This window comes from Streptomyces hokutonensis, assembly GCF_000376565.1.
GTDB lineage: Bacteria > Actinomycetota > Actinomycetes > Streptomycetales > Streptomycetaceae > Streptomyces > Streptomyces hokutonensis.
In genome coordinates, this window is sequence record NZ_BARG01000002.1 from 15,134 (window position 1) to 34,331 (window position 19,198).

The 19,198-nt window shown below is 70.3% G+C and carries 15 protein-coding genes; 6 read left to right on the plus strand and 9 right to left on the minus strand.

Features of this window, described 5'->3' with window-relative positions; all coding sequences use genetic code 11:
- Positions 1-113: 113 nt before the first annotated feature.
- Both SSP08S_RS00470 and SSP08S_RS00475 read left to right on the plus strand, forming a co-directional pair.
- Positions 114-1,538: an FGGY-family carbohydrate kinase gene (locus tag SSP08S_RS00470; RefSeq protein ID WP_019065600.1), complete on the plus strand. Its 1,425-nt coding sequence runs from the start codon at positions 114-116 to the stop codon at positions 1,536-1,538.
- Between the two features lie 137 nt (positions 1,539-1,675).
- Entirely contained in the window at positions 1,676-1,879 is a 204-nt protein-coding gene (locus SSP08S_RS00475; protein WP_019065601.1) for a hypothetical protein, read from the plus strand.
- 1 nt (position 1,880) lies between these two features.
- Here SSP08S_RS00475 and SSP08S_RS00480 read toward each other — a convergent pair whose 3' ends face one another.
- Positions 1,881-2,531 carry a mycothiol-dependent nitroreductase Rv2466c family protein gene (locus SSP08S_RS00480; RefSeq protein WP_019065602.1) on the minus strand — a complete coding sequence of 217 codons (651 nt, stop codon included), beginning with the start codon at positions 2,529-2,531 and terminating at the stop codon, positions 1,881-1,883.
- Between the two features lie 149 nt (positions 2,532-2,680).
- On the opposite strand from SSP08S_RS00480, the gene pepN reads away from it, so the two are divergent.
- Both pepN and SSP08S_RS00490 read left to right on the plus strand, forming a co-directional pair.
- Positions 2,681-5,278: an aminopeptidase N gene (gene pepN, locus SSP08S_RS00485; RefSeq protein WP_019065603.1), complete on the plus strand. Its 2,598-nt coding sequence runs from the start codon at positions 2,681-2,683 to the stop codon at positions 5,276-5,278.
- Between the two features lie 214 nt (positions 5,279-5,492).
- Entirely contained in the window at positions 5,493-6,542 is a 1,050-nt protein-coding gene (locus tag SSP08S_RS00490) for a hypothetical protein (protein WP_019065604.1), read from the plus strand.
- A 73-nt stretch (positions 6,543-6,615) separates the two neighbouring features.
- On the opposite strand, the gene SSP08S_RS00495 is transcribed toward SSP08S_RS00490, so the two are convergent.
- The 7 genes from SSP08S_RS00495 to SSP08S_RS00525 all read right to left on the minus strand — a co-directional run bounded on the left by SSP08S_RS00495 (position 6,616) and on the right by SSP08S_RS00525 (position 14,312).
- Entirely contained in the window at positions 6,616-7,824 is a 1,209-nt protein-coding gene (locus tag SSP08S_RS00495) for a glycosyltransferase (protein ID WP_019065605.1), read from the minus strand.
- Between the two features lie 211 nt (positions 7,825-8,035).
- Positions 8,036-9,064 carry an aldo/keto reductase gene (locus SSP08S_RS00500; protein ID WP_019065606.1) on the minus strand — a complete coding sequence of 343 codons (1,029 nt, stop codon included), beginning with the start codon at positions 9,062-9,064 and terminating at the stop codon, positions 8,036-8,038.
- A 95-nt stretch (positions 9,065-9,159) separates the two neighbouring features.
- Positions 9,160-10,296: a serine hydrolase domain-containing protein gene (locus SSP08S_RS00505; RefSeq protein WP_102133264.1), complete on the minus strand. Its 1,137-nt coding sequence runs from the start codon at positions 10,294-10,296 to the stop codon at positions 9,160-9,162.
- 100 nt (positions 10,297-10,396) lie between these two features.
- The gene (locus SSP08S_RS00510; RefSeq protein ID WP_019065608.1) at positions 10,397-12,172 is read right to left on the minus strand and encodes a TIGR03767 family metallophosphoesterase; all 1,776 of its coding nucleotides are present in this window, start codon (positions 12,170-12,172) and stop codon (positions 10,397-10,399) included.
- Between the two features lie 252 nt (positions 12,173-12,424).
- Positions 12,425-12,883: an NUDIX hydrolase gene (locus SSP08S_RS00515; protein ID WP_019065609.1), complete on the minus strand. Its 459-nt coding sequence runs from the start codon at positions 12,881-12,883 to the stop codon at positions 12,425-12,427.
- Complete coding sequence (locus SSP08S_RS00520; RefSeq protein WP_078532300.1) at positions 12,868-13,851, minus strand: pyridoxamine 5'-phosphate oxidase family protein; 984 nt, start codon at positions 13,849-13,851, stop codon at positions 12,868-12,870. The genes SSP08S_RS00515 and SSP08S_RS00520 overlap by 16 nt, the downstream gene beginning before the upstream one ends.
- Before the next feature lie 11 nt (positions 13,852-13,862).
- Positions 13,863-14,312 (minus strand): VOC family protein, encoded by a 450-nt coding sequence (locus SSP08S_RS00525; protein WP_019065611.1) that lies wholly within the window; start codon positions 14,310-14,312, stop codon positions 13,863-13,865.
- 108 nt (positions 14,313-14,420) lie between these two features.
- Here SSP08S_RS00525 and SSP08S_RS00530 point away from each other — a divergent pair, with 108 nt between their 5' ends.
- Entirely contained in the window at positions 14,421-14,963 is a 543-nt protein-coding gene (locus tag SSP08S_RS00530; protein ID WP_019065612.1) for a CGNR zinc finger domain-containing protein, read from the plus strand.
- Between the two features lie 129 nt (positions 14,964-15,092).
- On the plus strand, positions 15,093-18,386 hold the full coding sequence (locus tag SSP08S_RS00535) for a S8 family serine peptidase (RefSeq protein WP_019065613.1): 3,294 nt from the start codon (positions 15,093-15,095) through the stop codon (positions 18,384-18,386).
- Positions 18,387-18,444: 58 nt separating this feature from the next.
- Here SSP08S_RS00535 and SSP08S_RS00540 read toward each other — a convergent pair whose 3' ends face one another.
- Positions 18,445-19,197: a hypothetical protein gene (locus SSP08S_RS00540; protein WP_019065614.1), complete on the minus strand. Its 753-nt coding sequence runs from the start codon at positions 19,195-19,197 to the stop codon at positions 18,445-18,447.
- Position 19,198 lies beyond the last annotated feature (1 nt).

The following is a 19,198-nucleotide window of genomic DNA, read 5'->3' on the forward strand; positions in this document are numbered from 1 at the left end:
CTCGACACCGGCTTGAGGCGCCCCGAAGGCGACCGAACCAAAAGAGGTGCGCGCGCACGGCGCCTTCTCAACACAGCCCGACTTGAGCATCACTACTCAGCAGGGGGTCACCTATGTATGTCGGAATCGATGTCGGCACCTCCACCGTGAAAGCAGCCGCCTTCGACAGCACCGGCCGTCAAATCGCCGTAGCCTCCCGCCCGGTGGAGCTGTCGATGCACGGCGGGTTCGTCGAGCAGGACATGGACGAGGTGTACTCCGCCGTGGTCGCCGTACTGGACGAACTCACCGCAGCCACACCCGACCCGATCGAACTGGCCGGCCTGACCGCCCAGGGCGACGGCGTCTGGCTGGTCGACAAAACAGGCCGCCCCGTGCACCCGGCCGTGTCCTGGATGGACGGCCGGGCACACGAACTCCTCGACCAGTGGCTGGCGGACGGAACCTTCGAGACGGTGTTCCGCCGAACCGGCAGCGCGATGTTCCCGGGATGTCCGGGCCCGGTGCTGGCCTGGTTCGAAGCACACGAGCCGAAAGCTCTGGACACCGCAGCACACGCCCTGTTCTGCAAGGACATGGTCTTCCACCGCCTCACAGGGGCACCGCCGGGCACCGACGTCTCGGACGCGTCCATGCCATTCCTCGACCCAAAGACCCGCTCGTACGACAACGGTGTCGTAGAACTCCTCGGCCTGACCCGCCGCCGGCGCCTGCTGGCCCCGGTCAGCGACCCGATCGCAACGGCGGTAACCCGCGGCGAAGGACTACCGGCAGGCACCCGCATCGCGAACGGCCCCTACGATCTCCCCGCCTGCGCGCTCGGCGCGGGCGTGACGGAACCCGGGGACGGCCTCCTCATCGTCGGCACCTGCCTCGCCAGCCTGGTCGCGACCACCGACCTCGACCTCTCCGGCGAGCCGGCCGGCCTGTACATCTCCCTGGACCGCCCGGGGCACTGGCTGCGCGCGATGCCGGCGATGGTCGGGACAGCCGCCCTGGACTGGGTGCTGTCGACAACGGGCGTCCAACACGACGAGGTGGACGCCCTACTGACCGCGACCCCGCCCGGAGCGAACGGCGTACGGGTGCTGCCGTACTTCGCGCCGTCCGGTGAGCGCGCCCCTTTCGTCGAGCCCCGTCTCCGCGCGGAACTGACCGGTGTCTCCCTGGAGTCGACGCCCGCCGATCTGATCCGGGCGACCTGCGAGGGCATCGGGTACGCGGCCCGGCACTGTCTGGAGGCGGCGGGTCTGACGGGTTCCCTCGCGGTGTGCGGCGGCGGTACCCGCAGCCCCGCCTGGATGCGGCTCCTCGCCGATGTCCTGGGCCGGCCGCTGCGCGTGGTCGAGGGCGAGGTGGGGGCGCGGGGCGCGGTGCTCGCGGCGGCGGAGCGGTACGGGGTTCCGCTGGACGCGGCGGTCTGGACGCGGCCGACGGAGGTGGTCGAGCCGGACGCGGGGCGGGCGGCGTACTACACGAAGGGGTTCGCGGAGCATCTGGCACAGCTGGCCGAGGCGCGGCAGCGGGCCCGCGCCTGACCCGGCCCCTCCTGACCCGGCCCCTCCTGCCCTGGGCCGGCCGGGCCCGGTTCGGGCTGCGCCCCGGGCCCGCGGGCGCTTACGCTCGCAGGGCCGGGGCGCCGGGTGGCCGGGGCCGTCTCGCGTGGAGGTTGGACATGGTGCACAAGTGGTGCCCCGGGTGCCGGGGCCCGCTGCGGGAGTTCCGAGACCTTGACGACAAGGAGAAGGCGTTCGTCCGCGAGCAGAAGAAGGACTTCGCCCCCGAGGCGTACATACGCTGCGCCGTCCCTGGTTGCCGGCGCTTCCAACGGCACCTCAACTGGCAGGACGGCGGCTACTTCCCCAAGCCGGAGGAGTGACCTAGAGGTTGCTGAAGTCCGGCCCCTTGGTGCGCGAGCGCTTGATCTCGTAGAACCCGGGGACGGAGGCGACCGCGACGGTGCCGTCCCACAGGCGCGCTGCCTCCTCGCCCTTGGGGGCGGGGGTGACGACCGGGCCGAAGAAGGCGATCTGCTCGCCGTCGGGGCCGGGGACGGCGATGACGGGGGTGCCGACGTCCTGGCCGACCTTGTCGATGCCCTCCTTGTGGGAGGCGCGCAGTTCGGCGTCGAACTCGAAGTCCTCCTGGTCGGCGTAGTCGATCAGGTCGGCGGGCAGGCCGACGTCCGCGAGCGCGCCGGCTATGGCCTCGACGGTGGGGCCCTCGCCGTTGTTGTGGATGCGGGTGCCGAGCGCGGTGTAGAAGGGGCCGAGGACGTCCGAGCCGTGCTTCTGCCAGACGGCGGTGACCACCTTGATCGGTTTCCATGCCTTGGTGGCGAGCAGCTCGCGGTACTCCTCGGGCAGCTCGTCGAGCTTGGGCTCGTTCAGCACCGCGAGGCTCATGATGTGCCAGCGGACCTCGATGTCGCGGACCTTCTCGACTTCGAGCACCCACCGGGACGTCATCCAGGCCCAGGGGCACAGCGGGTCGAACCAGAAGTCCACGGGGGTCTTGGCGGTCTCAGACATGACGCTCCTCGGAATACGGCCGTTTCCCCACGGCAACACCGCCCCTCGCCACCTCATTCCCGGGTGCCCGCGGTCAGGGGCGCATGGCAGGATCGGCCCTGACCACACAGCGATGACCAACAGCGATGACCATCCGAGGGAGTGCCCCCGTGCCCGGTGAGAATCTGTCCCGCGACGAGGCCCGGGAGCGGGCCGCACTGCTGTCCGTCGACGGGTACGACGTGTCCCTCGACCTGCGCTCGGCCGTGGGGGACGACGCGGGCGAAGGCCCTCGTACGTTCCGCTCCGTCACCACGCTCCGCTTCCGCTGCGCCGAGCCGGGTGCGACGAGTTTCGCGGACCTGATCGCGCCGGGCGTGACGGCGCTGTCGCTCAACGGCAAGGACCTCGATCCGGGCGAGGTCTTCGACGGTTCCCGGATCCAGCTGGAGGACCTGGCCGCGGAGAACGAGCTGATCGTCGACGCGCAGTGCGCGTACTCCCGTACCGGCGAGGGCATGCACCGCTTCGTCGACCCCGAGGACGGCGAGATCTATCTCTACACCCAGTACGAGCCGGCCGACTCGCGCCGGGTCTTCGCCAACTTCGAGCAGCCGGACCTCAAGGCGCCGTTCCGCTTCGAGGTGCGGGCGCCGGAGGGCTGGACGGTGTGGAGCAACGGCGCGGGCGAACTGGCCGACGGCGTATGGAAGTTCGCGGAGACGAAGCCGATCTCGACGTACATCACGGCGTTCCTGGCGGGCCCGTACCACTACGTCACGGACTCCTACTCCCGTACCTTCGCCGACGGTACGACGCTGGAGATCCCGCTCGGCGCGATGTGCCGCAAGGGTCTGGCGCCGTACTTCGACTCCGACGACGTGTTCCTGGTGACGAAGCAGGGGCTGGACTTCTTCCACGACCACTTCGACTACCCGTATCCGTTCGGGAAGTACGACCAGGCGTTCGTGCCCGAGTACAACCTCGGCGCGATGGAGAATCCCGGACTGGTCACGTTCCGCGAGGAGTTCATCTTCCGGGGGAAGGTGACGCGGGCGTCGTACGAGAGCCGGGCCAACGTCATTCTGCACGAGATGGCGCACATGTGGTTCGGCGACCTGGTCACCATGGAGTGGTGGGACGACCTGTGGCTGAAGGAGTCGTTCGCGGACTTCATGGGGGTGTTCGCGAGCGTCGGCGCGACCCGCTTCACCGACGCGTGGATCAGCTTCGCCAACCGCCGCAAGGCGTGGGCGTACCGCGCGGACCAGCTCCCCTCCACGCACCCGATCACCGCCGACATCCGCGACCTCCAGGACGCGAAGCTCAACTTCGACGGCATCACGTACGCCAAGGGGGCTTCCGTACTGAAGCAGTTGGTGGCGTACGTCGGCCAGGACGCGTTCCTGGAGGGCGCGCGCCGCTACTTCAAGCGGAACGCGTACGGCAATACGCGCCTCGGTGATCTGCTGTCGGTGCTCGAGGAGACGAGCGGCCGGGACATGGCGTCCTGGTCGCGGTCGTGGCTGCAGACGGCCGGGGTCAACTCCCTCACTCCGCAAGTGGTGTTGGACGTGGAGGGCGGCCGGATCGCCGAGTTGACGGTGCTTCAGGAGGCGGCCGAGTCGCACCCCTCGCTGCGCCCGCACCGGGTGGTCGTGGGCCTCTACCGGACGGAGAACAAGCGCCTCGTGCGGTACGAGCGTGCCGAGGTCGATGTCGACGGCCCGCGGACGGTCGTAGTCGAACTGGCGGGTGCGGACGCGCCGGAGCTGGTGCTCGTCAACGACGAGGACCTGACCTACGCCAAGACCCGTTTCGACGCGGTGTCGTTGGCGACCCTGCGGGACCGGCTCGGGGCGCTGACCGACCCGATGGCGCGGGCCCTGTGCTGGTCCGCGCTGTGGAACATGACGCGGGACGCGTTGCTGCTCGCGCCGGACTTCATCGACCTGGTGATGCAGTTCGGGCGCCGGGAGACCGACATCGGTGTGCTGCAGATGCTGCACGCGTGGGCGAACTCGGCGCTGGTCAACTACTCGCCGCCGTGGTGGCGGGAGACCGGCGCGAAGCTGCTGGCGCACATCGCGGAGCGGGATCTGCGGGATGCCGAGGCCGGCAGCGAGCAGCAGCTTGCCTGGGCGCGGTTCTACGCGTCGGTGGCGTCGGCGCCGGAGGAACTGGCGTTGCTGCGGGGCCTGTTGGACGGTACGGAGAAGATCGACGGTCTGGTGGTGGACCAGGAGCTGCGCTGGGCGTTCCTGGAGCCGCTGACCGCGCACGGCGTCGCCGACGAGTCCGTGGTGGCCGCCGAGCTGGCCCGGGACGACACCGCGTCCGGCAAGCGCCACCAGGTGCGCACTCTCGCCGCCCGCCCCTCGGCGGCGGTCAAGGCGCAGGCGTGGGCGCAGGTCGTGGAGTCGGACGCGCTGTCCAACGCGTTCGTCGAGGCGACCATCGCCGGCTTCGTGCAGCCGTCGCAGCGGGAGCTGCTGGCGCCGTACGCGGAGAAGTACTTCGCGGCGATCGAGCGGGTGTGGGAGGAGCGGTCGATCCAGATCGCGATGGATGTGGTGAAGGGTCTGTTCCCGGCGTTCCCGACCGCCGAGGACGGCCCGGCGACGCTGGCCGCGACGGACGCGTGGCTGACCTCCCACGAGGACGCGGCGCCCGCCCTGCGGCGGCTGGTGCTGGAGGCGCGGGACGATCTGGCGCGGGCGCTGCGGGCGCAGGAGGCGGACAACGGGGGCCGGGGCGATCAGGACTGACGGGCTGATCGTTGGCCTGTGATTCGCCGCTCCGTGACCGTTACTGAATACAGGTAATCGCAGCCGTAACCCCTGGTCCACCCCATCCGGACCAGGGGTTTTCGGCGCCTACTCGGCATCCGAACACCCGTCCTTTAGTACCGCCTTGTCCGGATTTGTCGACGAGCGTGTAACAGCGGTTAGGGAGCGGATCCGGCGCGGGAAACCCCGGGTCATGAACCACAACACCCCGCTCTCCCCCCGCCCCCTCAGCCACCTCTCCGAGGTGCACCGCCGGGTTCTGACGACGGCTCAGCTCCGCGCCCACGGCGTCCCGGCCGCCGAGGTGAACGAGCAGTGCCGTCCCGACGGCCCCTGGCAGCAGCTCCTCCCCGGCGTCGTCCTGCTGCACCCCGGTCCGCCCACCGGCGAGGAGCGGCTGCACGCGGTGCTGACGTACGCGGCGCGGGAGCGGACGGCAGGTGTCCCGGTCCAGCCCGGCGCGGAGGAGCCGCACCGGCCGACGTACGGCGAGACGATGGTCACCGGCCTGGCCGCGCTGGCCCTGTACGGCTTCACCTCGGCCGGGCCGCTCGCCTCCCTCGACCACATCGACGTCCTCGTCCCCCGGATGCGCCGGCTGCGCTCCACGGGCTGCGCCCGCATCCTCCGCACCCCGGCGCTCCCGGCCGCGCGACAGGTGAAGGGCGTACCGGTCGCCCCGGTGCCGCGGGCCGTCGCGGACGCGGTGGCCGGGCTGTCGGACGCGAACGCGGTCCGCCGACTGCTCACCGAGGCGGTACGCGGCGGTCACTGCGAACCGGCCGCGGTGGTACGGGAGTTGAACGACGCGAAGCTGTTGAGCCGCCCGCACGTGGTGGACGCGGTGGACTCGCTGCTGGCCGAGGGCCGCGCGATCGCCGAGGACCGCCTCTACCGGATGGTGAGCGAGTACGGCCTTCCCGACCCGGTCTGGAACGTCGACCTGCGGCTGCCCGGCGGCCCGCACCTGGGCGGCCTGGACGCGTACTGGCCCGAGCAGGCGGTCGCCGTGGAACTGGACACCCGCGCACCGCGCCAAGGCCATCGGCAGGACGACGACGCGCTGTGGTCGGAGTACGCCCGCAAGCGCGAGCACCTGGAGCGGCTGGGCATCACGGTCGTCCACATCACCCCCAGGAAGCTGCGTGACGGACTTGAGCAGCAGGCGGCGGTGGTCCGTACGGCACTGATGGCGGCGGCGGACCGCGATCCCGCCGCGTATGTCGTGGTGCTGCCCCGGTAGTGACGGACCGGGACGGCATCAGGAGGGGAGAGGAGGGGCCACCGGGGGGTCGGTGGTCCCTCCTCGTGTCTGGTCAGAGGGGTTCGGGGAGGGGTGGCGGGCTCGCGCTGGTGGTGGTGTGACTCGTGTGGAGGCCGTCCAGGAGGGCGGCGTAGGAGGCGATCATGCGCGTACGGCTGAAGCGTTCGCGGCTGCGGGCGTGGGCCTTGGCGAACTCGGCACGGCCGATGACCGCCTCGGTCCAGGCCGACGCGACGGCCTCCGGGTCGGGGGGCGTGATGATGCCGTGCCCGGCGACGATGGAGGCGCTGTCGCCGATGTCGGTGGCGACGGGTACGGCCCCGCACATCATGCCCTCGATGAGGCAGAGAGGCGCGGCCTCGCCGAAGGACGAGGTCAGCGCGACGACGTCGGACCCGGCGTAGACGGTCTCCATGTCCCGCCGCACACCGAGGAGATGAAGCCGCGGGGCGAGTTCCTGCCTGTCTCCTCCGAAGGCGGCGTCGATGTCGGCGGCGAGGGCGGGCTGGTTGTCGCCGGTCATGCCCGTGCCGCACATGACGACGTGGCCGGCGGGTTCGCGTCGTAGCCACTCGTGCGCGGCACTGAGGAAGAGCGGGATGTTCTTCATGGTGGCGTAGCGGGCGGCGAACACCACGACGGGGGCGGTGTCCGGAATCCCCAGGGAGGCGCGGAAGGCGAGCCGCCGGGCGGGGTCGGGCCGGAAGCGCAGCAGATCGACCCCGTTGGGGATGACGTGGAGGACCTCGGGCGGGATGCCGGCGGCCTGGTAGGCGTCGCGGGTGGACTCCGCGCAGCAGACGCAGGCCACGACCTTGCCGTCGGCGATGGCGGCCTTCAGTTCGTCGAGGGCGGCGCCCTGGTGTTCGGGGTCCGAACGGTGCAGGCACACGACGACCGGCCGGCGCGGCAGGCCTCCCTGGTTCAGCAGCGAGAGCGGCTGCTCCTTGAGCGACAGGACGACGTCGGCGTCGGCGAGAGCGCGGGCCGCGTCGGCGAGCTCGGGCCCGGTGAAGCCGGTGCTGACCTGCCCCTCACCACCGCCGAAACTACGGCCCAGGGTGGAGACCCCGACCCCGGCCGCGGTCAGCTGCTGGTAGCAGGCATCGTTCTCCATGGTCTGCCGGGTCGCTTCCCGATGGACTTCGCCGTGGATGCTCAGCACCGAATGATGCTGACCGCCCTCCACCAGTCCCAGAACGACGTCGCTGTGGACGATTCGGGCTCCTCCGGAGAAGAAGCCCTCGTAGACCGACAGCACGTGCAGTTCGTGTCTAGCGCGCACACGACCACCCGCCTTGCGTATGAATCGAGCCATCCCCGTGAACAGCGGGTTAGCCGTTATGAGGCGGCACGGACATTTCGCATGAATGAACTGGGCGTCTCGTGTCTGAGTCCGGTTGGTTATCCCGGGGTCAATTGGTGGCGCGCTCGAAGAACACGGGGCCTCCCGGCGACTCCGGGAGGCCCTGTCAGGCCGCCGTGCGTTCCGCGAGCGTCCGCCTGCGCAGTGCCGTTCGCTGGATCGCCGGCGGGGCGTACGCCATGTCGAGGGTGCCGACGTCCGTGCCGGGTGGGACCAGCTCGTCGATCCGGTCGAGGAGTTCGTCGGGCAGGACCGTCTCCGCGCCTGCCAGCAGGTCGTCCAGGTGGGCCATCGTGCGGGGACCGATGATCGCCGAGGTGACGCCGGGGTGGGCGATCGCGAAGGCCATGGCCAGGTGGGTCGGCGACAGGTCCGCCTTCTCGGCGAGGGTGATCAGCCGCTCCACGACGTCGAGCCGGCGCTCGTCGCCGAGGTACTTGAAGCCGTACGCGGCCCGGCGGGTGTCGACGGTCCGGCCCTTGCGGTAACGGCCCGTGAGCTGGCCGCCCGCCAGGGGGCTGTAGACCAGCGTGCCCATGCCGTAGCGCTCGCAGACCGGGAGGACCTCGCGTTCGATGCCCCGGTTCAGGATCGAGTACGTCGGCTGTTCCGTGCGGAAGCGGGTCAGGCCGCGTCGCTCCGCCACCCACTGCGCCTCGACGATGTCCGACGCGGGGAAGGAGGACGTGCCGACCGCCCGCACCTTGCCCGCGCGCACCAGGTCGGTGAGGGCGGAGAGGGTTTCCTCGACGTCCGTGTCCGGGTCGGGGCGGTGGATCTGGAACAGGTCGACGTGGTCGGTGCCCAGGCGGCGCAGGGAGTTCTCCAGCGCTCGCACCAGCCAACGCCTCGAATTTCCGCGCTCGTTGGGGTCGTCGCCCATCGGGAGGTGCGCCTTCGTGGCCAGTACGACGTCGTCGCGGCGGCCCTTCAGGGCCCTGCCGACGATCTCCTCGGACTCGCCCCGCCCGTAGAAGTCGGCGGTGTCCACGAAGTTGATGCCCGCGTCCAGCGCCCTGTGGATGATCCGGACGGAGTCGTCGTGGTCGGGATTGCCGTCGGCGCCGAACATCATCGCGCCCAGGCAGTAGGGGCTGACCTTGATACCGGTGCGGCCCAGTGTGCGGTAGTGCATGGCTCTCCTCGGGAGGACAGGTAAGCGGAACAGCGTTCCGGAACACCATACGGAACGCCGTTCCGCTTACGCAAGCCAAGCCCTACAGCTCAGCCCTACTTACCGCAGAACTCCCCCACCACCACCGCCCCCGCGTCCCCCGACCAGTCCCCGTTGAAGTTGAACGCCAGCGAATGGCGGCCGTCCGGCGTCGCCACCACCACCGAGGACGAGCCGTGGATACCGCCGTCGTGGCCCCAGAGATGGACACCGCAGGGCAGCTTGATGTCGGAGATGCCGAGGCCGTAGCGCGTGGTCGGGCTGTCGCCCGCCGGGACCGTCGTCTGCATCTCCTTCAGCTGCCTGGCCGGGAGGAGCTTTCCGCCCAGCAGCGCGCCGTAGAAGCGGTCCAGGTCGGCGGAGCTGGAGATCATCTCGCCCGCCGACGACGCGATGGACGGGTTCAGCTTCGTGACGTCGTACGTCGGGCCCGTCGTCTCCTCCGCCAGCTTGCTGTAGGCGTGGCTGCTCGGGCTCGGCATCGTCACCTTCGTGCCGGGGAGTGAAGTCGCCCTCAGGTGAAGGGGGTTGATGATGCGGTCGCGGATCTCCGTCGCGTACGAGCGGCCGGTGACCTTCTGGACGACCATGCCGGCGAGCACGTAGTTCGTGTTGGAGTAGTGCCACGAGGTGCCCGGCGCGAAGTCCGGCTTGTGGGACATGGCGATCGCCACCAGGTCGGCCGGGGTCTTCGTGTCGTAACGGTGCTGGAAGAAGCCGTCCTTGGTGAAGTACGCGCGGCCGAAGTCGTCGTCCTGCGTGTAGTTGTAGATGCCGCTGGTGTGGTTCAGGAGCTGGCGGACGGTGATGTGCGCGCCGTCGTTGCCGTTGCCCTGGACCACGCCAGGCAGCCACTTCTCCACCGTGTCGTCGAGCGACAGGCGGCCCTCCGCCTCCAGTTGGAGCAGCACCGTCGACACGAAGGCCTTGGTGATGCTGCCGACCCGGTAGCGGTCGTCGGCCGAACGCGGCTTGCCGGTGCGGAGGTTGCCCACACCGGCGGTCGCCGACCAGGTGGTGCCGCCGTCCCGCACGGTGGCCGTGACGCCGGGTACGCCGTCCTGCACGGCTGCCTGGATCGCCTGCCGGGTCGCCGCGTGGTCCCCTCCGGCGGGTGCCGCCATCGCGGGACCGGCCACTGCCACCGACAGCGCCACCGCCGTCGCACCCATCACTACCGCACGAACTGCCATGTCTTCCCCCTTCGTTGAGCCCTGTCCAAGGCTCGGTCGGGGGGAGGGACACAGCCGCGCGATACGAAGGTTGCTCCGCCGTACGCCAGTTGAGTGAGTTTCAGCCCTTCTTGAGGATCAGCTCGGTGTTGCGGTCCTTCGCGTCGCCGCCCAGGACCGTGCTGGAGCCCGGCGCGTTGTAGGAGAGTTCGCGGTAGAGGGCCGCGAGGCCGGTCTGGGTGAGGTCGGAGAAGTCGGTGCGGTGCGGGGCCGCGGACTCGATGAGCGTGGTGAAGAGGGAGAGCGTGCCGTCCTTGTTGTCCACCAGCTCGATGACCCGGGCGAGTTGGGGATAGTCGACGTGCGAGGCGGTGGAGATCTCCCAGAAGCTGCGGCCGTCGGGCGCCGAGTGCGGGGTGATGACGTTGCGGTGGATGTGGCCGTTGACCCAGGCCAGCACGTTCGGGTGGCTGCCGAGGAGGGAGACGACCGCGTTGCCCTCGTAGCGGCGCTCGGTGGGGTGCGCCGGGTCGGGGCGGGTGTTGTCCATCGTCTTGCTGGTGTGGTGGCTGAAGATCACCGCGTACGAGTCCTTGTTGTCGCGCAGTGTCTTGTCCAGCCACCTCAACTGCGTCGCCCCGATGGACCCTTCGTAGTGGCCGCCCGCGTCCGTGGTGTCGAGGCTGATGCCGATCACGTCGTCGGCGATACGGAACGCGTAGTACTGCGTGCCCGCGTCGACGTTCGCGGAGGAGTAGCCGTGCCCGACCGGGCCGAGGCCCTGGTAGGCCGGGTCGAGGTGGGCCTTGAGGTACTCGGCGGAGGTGTAGGGGGCGCGCTTCTCGTCCGGCGTGATCGAGCGCATGGAGCGCGCGTGGGCCTTGAGGAAGTCGCGGTAGCCGGAGCCCTTGGGGTCCTTGGCGTCCCGGATCGAGTTCTGCAGCTTCTTCGCCTCGGCCGCCGTCGCGGTCATCAACTTCTTGCCGCCGATGGCGAGTTCGGTGAGGTACGGGTCCGCGTGCGAGCCGAAGCAGCCGAGCGGGAGCGCGTCGTGGTTGCCGACCGTCGAGTACCAGGGCAGGTTGAGGCCCGGGCTGCGGACCTCGCGGATCGCGGCGGCCAGGAAGCCCTTGAGATGCGGGAAGCCGACCAGCTTGTCGCCGTCGCGGAGCGTCGAGTCGGGCTGCCAGTACAGCTTGAGACCGCTGTTCTGGACGCCCTCGTAGTGGCGCGGGTCACCGGTGTTGGGGGTGAACCGGCCACCGCTCATGATCTTCATGAACCATTCCAGCTCGGACTTGGCGTTGTTGTCCGTGTTGTCGCCGGTGGTCATCACGAAGTGCAGCGGGGAGCCGGTCACCGGAGCGCCGCGCAGCGCGTTGACCCGCTCGACCAGCGAGATCCCGCCCTGCACGGTGAGCGCCTCGTGCGGGCGCCAGGCGTGCTTGTCGGTCGAGCGCAGGTACTCCAGGCGCAGCGGGTGCTGGCTGTCCATCAGGTGCAGGTCGGTGAACTGCACGAACGACGCGAGTGCCGTACGGCGGCCCGCGCGCCCGGACTTGGCGGCGGCGAGGTCGGCGCGCACGACGCGCTTCCAGCCGGCGCCGTCGCCGAGGCGGCGGTAGCCGGAGTGGGTGCGCGGGGCGGCGACCGTGGCGAGGGTGGTGCCCTTGGTGTACGGAGCCAGGGGTGCGGCCGGTGCCACGCGGGAGTGCGCCACGGGCGCCTCGGCGGCGGCATTGGAGGCGTTGGTGGCGTCGGTCGTGGCGGCCTGGCTGTCGGTGGGCCGTAGGGCGTAACCCACGCCCGCGGAGACGGACACGGCCGCGGTGGCGGCGAGGACGGTACGGCGGTTGACCCCCAGCGCGGAGCTGGCGACAGAGCGTGTGCGCGACATGGCGCGATCTCCCCGAGTACGAACTGCGTCGGCAGTGGTCGCGGGTGTTCGCGTCGACCGGTTTTCGATCGCGGTCGCGAACTGCCCGCTCGTACTGGATGCTTGGCATCGGGGATGACCTGCGCGTAAACGAGGCGGCAACGTGTAGCGCCGATCACCGTACGTGGATCTTGGCGCCCCCTGTGCGTTCGTGAACGCTCGTCGAGCCGCCGGGAGGCGGCTACTCAGCGTTCATCTGCCGGGGTACTGAAGCTATTCCGGGACGCGTTCGACCCGTCCTACGGCCGGCCGCTCGCGCCACAGCCGCAGCGCGATGTCGATCAGCGGGACCCGGCGCAGGGCCGACACGTCGTCCAGCGGGTGCCAGGCGGCCATGTCGGTGGAGCCGCCGATCTCGTTGCGGAGCTCGCCGCCGACGATCCGGGCCTCGTACACGAGTCGGAGGCCCTGGTGGTCGACCTTGCGTCCGTAGCTCCAGGGAAGGACGTGGTGGTTGGAGTCCATGCCGAGGAGGCCGGTGACCTCGATGTGGTAGCCGGTCTCCTCCTCCAGCTCGCGTACGACCGTGTCGTTGGGGTGCTCGCCGTGGTCCATGCCGCCGCCGGGTAGGACCCACTCGTATCCCCCGCCGTCGGCGGGCGAGCGGGCCAGCAGGAGTTGTCCGTCCCGGACGCAGACGGCGTAGGCGGCGACCCTCAGCTTTTTGCGCATCTGGAGACGTTAGGTGGTCTGTGGGAAGGGCCGCAATGTGAATTCTTTCGGGTGCCGCGCCGTTGGGGCCGGTCGCGCCCGCGCGGCGGGGTTGGGTTGGCCGGGGAGTATTCGGGGGGCGACCAGCGCAGGGGGAGTGCGGCGGGGGTCTCTATGGCCTCGGTGAGGGTGAAGCGGACTCTGCGTTCGCCGTTCTCCGCGAACTCCGTCCTTGCCTCGCCGGTTAGTTGGAGGGTCGTGCCCGTCGTCCAGTCGAGGAAGAGGAGGCCCGCGCGCGGGTCGGCGAGGATGTTGCCGAGGCTCAGGAACATCGCGTTGCCCGGGTAGTCCGGCCAGATCAGCTCTCTGGGTGAAACGGCTTGTACGAAGCCGGGGTTGCCGCCCCGGTGGCTGGCGTCGGCGCCCTGTTCGTGGACGGTGGCGAGGAAGAAGGTGTCGGCCGCCGCGATGAACTCGGCCTGGGTCGAGGTCAGTTCACGGCCGTGGCGGGCGGCGGCCGGCACTCGGTCCGCGAGCGTCTCGTACGACTCTCTCCGCTGGATGTATTTGGGGCAGTTGGAGAACACCCGCTCCGCCTCGATCGCGAACCCCCGTGCGGTGGACCGGAGTCGGCCGTCGACTCGCATACGGCGGCGGGTGCGGGGGTCGAGGGCGATCGTGCCGACCGTCAGGTCCCGTGCGTCGGTGAGGGCCGGGGTGAGGGGGTCGGGCGGGCGTGTGCCGCCGGTGACCGAGATCTGGTGGGGGCCTGTCGCCCGTACGAAACCGGGTGGGCCGGTGAGCGGGGAGGCCCAGACCCGGTCCGTCGCCGGGTCGGCGGCGCCCAGGATCAGGAGGGGCTGGAGTTCGAGGAAGGCGGCGGCCACCGGCTTGATGCCCTGGCCGATGATCTGGCCGACGTGGTCGGCGATGTCGCGTACCCCTGCCCGGTCCTGCACGGCACGGGATCCCGCGTGGTACGTCTGCATGGCGGCCATGGCTAGAAGAAGCCGCAGGTCGGGGCTTCGGCGTGTGGGGCCGGGGCGTGTTCGGCGCCGCTCGGCACGGAGATCTCCAGGCGGGTGCCGTCGGGGTCGTGGAAGAAGATGCCGCCGGAGGCCGCGCCCTCGCGATGGGCGACCACGCCCTCGTACGCGAAGTCGGCGCCGTAGGCCTTGAGTGCCGCCTCGTAGCGCTCGACCTGCTCGACCGAGTCGGCCGCGAAGGCGAGGTGGTGGAGGCCTGCGTGGCCGGCGCCGTACGGGCCCTGCGCCTGCTGCCAGAGGGTGAGGACGGGGTGGTCGCCGCCGTCGCCGAGGTACGCGTACCGGCGGTCGTCGTCCTCCTTGCCCTCGGCGAGCAGCGTGAAGCCGAGGACGTCCCGGTAGAAGGCGAGCGAGCGGTCGAGGTCAGTGACGTTCAGGCCGATGTGGCCGGCGTGCAGGGTCATGAAAAAGCCCTCCTCTGATCTAACCGTTGTCGATGACGTTAATGGTTAGAATCGAGAGGGTCAACCGGTCACGTACTCTTGACCGGTTAGATCAGAAGGGACACCTCCGTGACCACCACCCCCGACCCCCGCCCGCTCCTCGGCGAACCGCTCGCGCTCGATCTGCTCAACACGCGGTGGATGAAGGACGGGGTCGTGCAGGATCTGCTCTCCGGCTCCCGCGGGCTCGCGGTATGGCTCGGCTCGGCCGGGCTCGGCGAGCGGTTCGAGGCGAACCCGATCACCCTGGCGCACACCAAGATCGCGCGCGACGCGCTCCGCGCGGTGGTGGACGGTTCGCTCGCACAAGGCGCGGAGAACCTCGACCTCGTCCTCGACCAGGGACGGATCCGGGCCACGCTCACCGCCGACGGCCCCGGCGAGATCCCCGAGTTCGACGACCCCCGCTGGGGACCGGGCTGGCTCGCCGCGCGCAACTACCTGGAGTTGCTCGCCGCCGCCCCCGACCGCATCCGCCGCTGCGCCCACGAGGCGTGCATCCTGCACTTCTACGACACGTCGAGGAACGGCACCCGCCGCTGGTGCTCGATGGCGGCCTGCGGCAACCGCGCGAAGGCGTCCCGCCACTACACGCGCGTCAAGGAGTCCTGAACCCCCACCCGGATATGGGGTTTTCCCCATACATCCATATCGATTCGGTCAACACTTCCCAAACAACTGTCCCTTGGGTAAAGCTGTGCGCTCGTCCGGCACTGGATTCTTCACCTACAAGGGATGCCGATGACCCTCACCCCCAAGAGACGCGTGGCCCGAATAACCGCGGCCGCCGGTCTCGTCGCCGCGCTCTCCGCGGCCGGGCCGATACCCATGGCCTTCTCCGCCGACGCCCCGTCCACCACCGCGCCCACGGACGGGACCGTCAAGTCCGCCGCCGCGAAGCTCGGTTCGGACGACGCCGATCTGCTCGCCACGGCCAAGGCCGACGGCGACAAGAACGTCACGATGATGATCGCGACCGCTCCGGGCCAGACCGAGCAGGTCGCCGACCAGCTGGACGCGGTCAAGGGCGGCTCGGTGGGCCGTACTTACGACAAGCTCGGCTACGTCCGCGCCACCGTCCCGACGGGCAAGGCCGATTCGGCGATCGCCGCCGCCGCGAAGCTGTCCTCCGTCCACGCGATCGACCTGCGCCAGGAGATCGCGCTCGACGACCCGACCCCGAGCGCGGACACCGCGAAGGGCGCCGCCACAGCGACGAAGACCGTCACCTACTCGGGGCCCAGCAAGACCACCCCCGCCGAGAACCCGTACAACCCGTCCTTCGAGACGGGCGCCGTCGACTTCGTGAAGAAGAACCCGAAGGCGGACGGCCGCGGCATCACCATCGGCATCCTCGACTCCGGCGTCGACCTCGGCCACCCGGCCCTGCAGAAGACCACCACCGGCGAGCGCAAGATCGTGGACTGGGTCACCTCGACCGACCCGATCAACGACGGCGACCAGACCTGGCGCCCGATGATCACGCCCGTGGCCGGCCCGACCTTCACCTACGGCGGCTCGACCTGGACGGCGCCGACGGGGTCGTACGAGATCAGCACGTTCAGGGAGTCGTACACCACCGGCGGTGACGCGAAGGGCGACGCGAACCGGGACGGTGACACCACCGACTCGTGGGGCGTGCTCTACGACCCGGCGGCCGGCACGGTGACGGTCGACCTGAACAACAACCACGACTTCGGCGACGACACGCCGATGAAGCCGTACAAGGACGGGTACCAGATCGGCTACTTCGGTACCGACAACCCGGCGACGGACGTCGTCGAGCGGCAGCCGTTCGTGGTGCAGATCCGCAAGGACGTACCCATGGACCCATACGGCGGGTCGTGGGTCGGCAAGACCGCCGACTTCGTCAACATCGGCGTCATCGAGTCCGAGCACGGCACCCACGTCGCCGGTATCACCGCGGCGAACGGCCTGTTCGGCGGCAAGATGAACGGCGCGGCCCCGGGCGCGAAGATCGTCTCCTCGCGCGCCTGCACCTGGACCGGCGGCTGCACCAACGTGGCGCTCACCGAGGGCATGATCGACCTCGTCGCCAACCGCGGTGTCGACATCGTCAACATGTCGATCGGCGGTCTGCCCGCGCTGAACGACGGCAACAACGCGCGCGCCGAGCTGTACACGCGGCTCATCGACACCTACGGCGTGCAGCTCGTGATCTCGGCCGGCAACTCCGGTCCGGGCGCCAACACGATCGGCGACCCCGGCCTGGCCGACAAGGTGATCTCGGTCGGCGCGGCCATCTCCAAGGAGACCTGGGCCTCCAACTACGGCTCGCAGGTGGAGCGGAAGTACCAGCTGCTGCCGTTCTCCTCGCGCGGCCCGCGTGAGGACGGCGGCTTCACGCCGACGCTCGTCGCGCCCGGCGCCTCGATCAACTCCACCCAGACCTGGCTGCCGGGCTCCCCGGTCGCCGAGGCGGGCTACACCCTGCCGGCCGGCTACTCGATGCTCCAGGGCACCTCGATGGCCTCCCCGCAGGCCGCGGGCGCCTCGGCGCTGCTGCTGAGCGCCGCCAAGCAGAAGCACATCGCCCTCACCCCGGCGACGCTGCGCACGGCGCTGACCTCAACGGCCCATCACATCAAGGGTGTTCAGGCCTACGAGGAGGGCGCGGGCCTCATCGACATCGTGGACGCGTGGGAGTCCATCAGGGACGGCGCCACCGCCCACGAGTACGCGGTCAAGGCTCCCGTCGACACCGCGATCGACTACGCGCTGAAGACCCCGGGCTTCGGTACGGGACTCTACGACCGCGAGGGCGGCCTCAAGGCCGGCGCGAAGAAGACGTACGACGTCGTCATCACGCGAACCACCGGTGCGGACAAGGCCGTTCGGCACGAGCTGAGCATCGCGAACAACGCCGGCGGCACCTTCCGGATCGTCGGCTCCGACGAGGTCAAGCTCCCGCTGAACCAGCCGGTGACCGTCAAGGTGCAGGCGGCGCCGAAGAGTTCGGGCATCAAGAGCGCGATCCTCGAGGTCGACGACCCGAAGACCGAGGGCCTCGACAAGCAGATCCTCGCCACGGTCGTGGTCTCCACTCCCGTCAACTACACCTTCTCCAAGTCGAGTTCGGTGCAGCGCAACAGCACGCAGTCGTACTTCGTGACCGTCCCCGAGGGCGCCAAGGCCTTCGAGGTCGCGATCAGCGGGCTGAAGGACAAGAGCCAGACGCGGTTCATCTCGATCCACCCGTACGGCGTTCCGGTCGAGGACACCGGCACCCCGTACTGCTACAACAACTACCTCGACGGCAACGGCTGCAAGCCCGACGTGCGCTCGTACGCCGACCCGCAGGCCGGTGTCTGGGAGATCGAGGTCGAGTCGCGCCGCACCTCGCCGCTGCTCGACAACCCGTACAAGCTGGACGCCACCGTGCTCGGCGCGGCCTTCGACCCGGAGACCGTGACCGTGCCCGAGGCCAAGGTCGGCGTCCCGGCCACCGCCTCGTGGAAGGTGACCAACAAGTTCGCGGCGCTGGACGGCACGCTGAAGGGCGGCCCGCTCGGTTCCTCGCTGACCGCGCGGCCCACCATCACCGAGGGCGTCACCCAGACCACCACGGTCGACGTGCCCGCCGGCGCCACCTCGCTGGACGTGTCCATCGGCAACGTCTCGGACACGGCGGCGGACCTGGACCTGACGGTGAAGAACGCCGCCGGTACGGTCGTCGGCCAGTCCGCCGACGGCGACTCGGAGGAGGCGGTCTCGGTCGCCAACCCGGCCGCCGGGACCTACACCGTCGAGGTCGCGGGCTACTCGGTGCCGTCCGGGTCGACCGCGTACGACTACCTGGACGTGTTCTACTCGGCCGCGCTCGGCACGGTCACCGTCGACGACTCGACGCCGGTCAAGCTCGCGACGGGCGCCTCGGCGACCGTCTCCGGCAGCGTCACCGCCCTCGCGGCGGCTCCGGCGGGCCGTGAGTTCTTCGGCCGGGTCCAGCTGGTCAACGCCCACGGCACGGTCGCGGGCCTGGGCAGCGTGAAGATCGAGAAGGTCACGTCGTAGCACCACGTACGACAACAGACGGGGCGGGCGTCCGTGCGGGCGCCCGCCCTTCTCGCTGTCAGCCGGTCGGGCAGGCGCCCGCGCCCGTACCGGCGCCGGTGAGTGCCCCGACGATCGCGGCACGGTCCGCGGCGACGGCGTCCTCGCCGACCACCCAGAGGGTCGCCGTGTGCGCGCCCTTCGGGACTCCGACCAGCACATGCTGCCCCTTGCGCGGCGCCGGGCTCGCCCCGGCGGACAGGACGACGCTGACGTCGGCCGGGCCGCTCGCGGGCCGGTAGGAGCGGGTGACGGCGACCGTGATCCGTTTCCGCGGGTCCGAACCCGGCTGTACGCCCGTCACGGTCCCCTCGACGAGGAGGCTGGAGCAGGCCACGTACAGCTCCGGGTCGGACAGCGCGCCCGGGGCACTGGAGCCCCCGCCGGAGCCGCCCGCCGCCTTGGACCCGGAGTCCGCGCTGCTGCTCCCCAAGGAGTCGGCGCCCCCGTTGTGCGCGACCAGCCAGGCGAGCCCGGTGATCATCCCGACCACCACCGCCATCGCGAGCGTGCCGTAGGCGAGGGCGCGCAGGCCCGGATGGCGCCGCGGTCGCACCTCGAGCGTGCTGCGCACCTTGGGCGCGGGCCTTTCCGCGGCCAGGGCCTCCCCGATGATCCCCAACTGCTCGCGCAGCAGCGCCACATCGGCCGTCGCGGCCCGGTGCTCCGCCAGGTAGGCGGCGTCCGCGCGGGCCGCCTGAGGCACCGGCTCACCCGTGATCGCGGCCATCAGCGCGTCCACGCCGTCGTACTCCTCGTTCTGCGTGGCCACG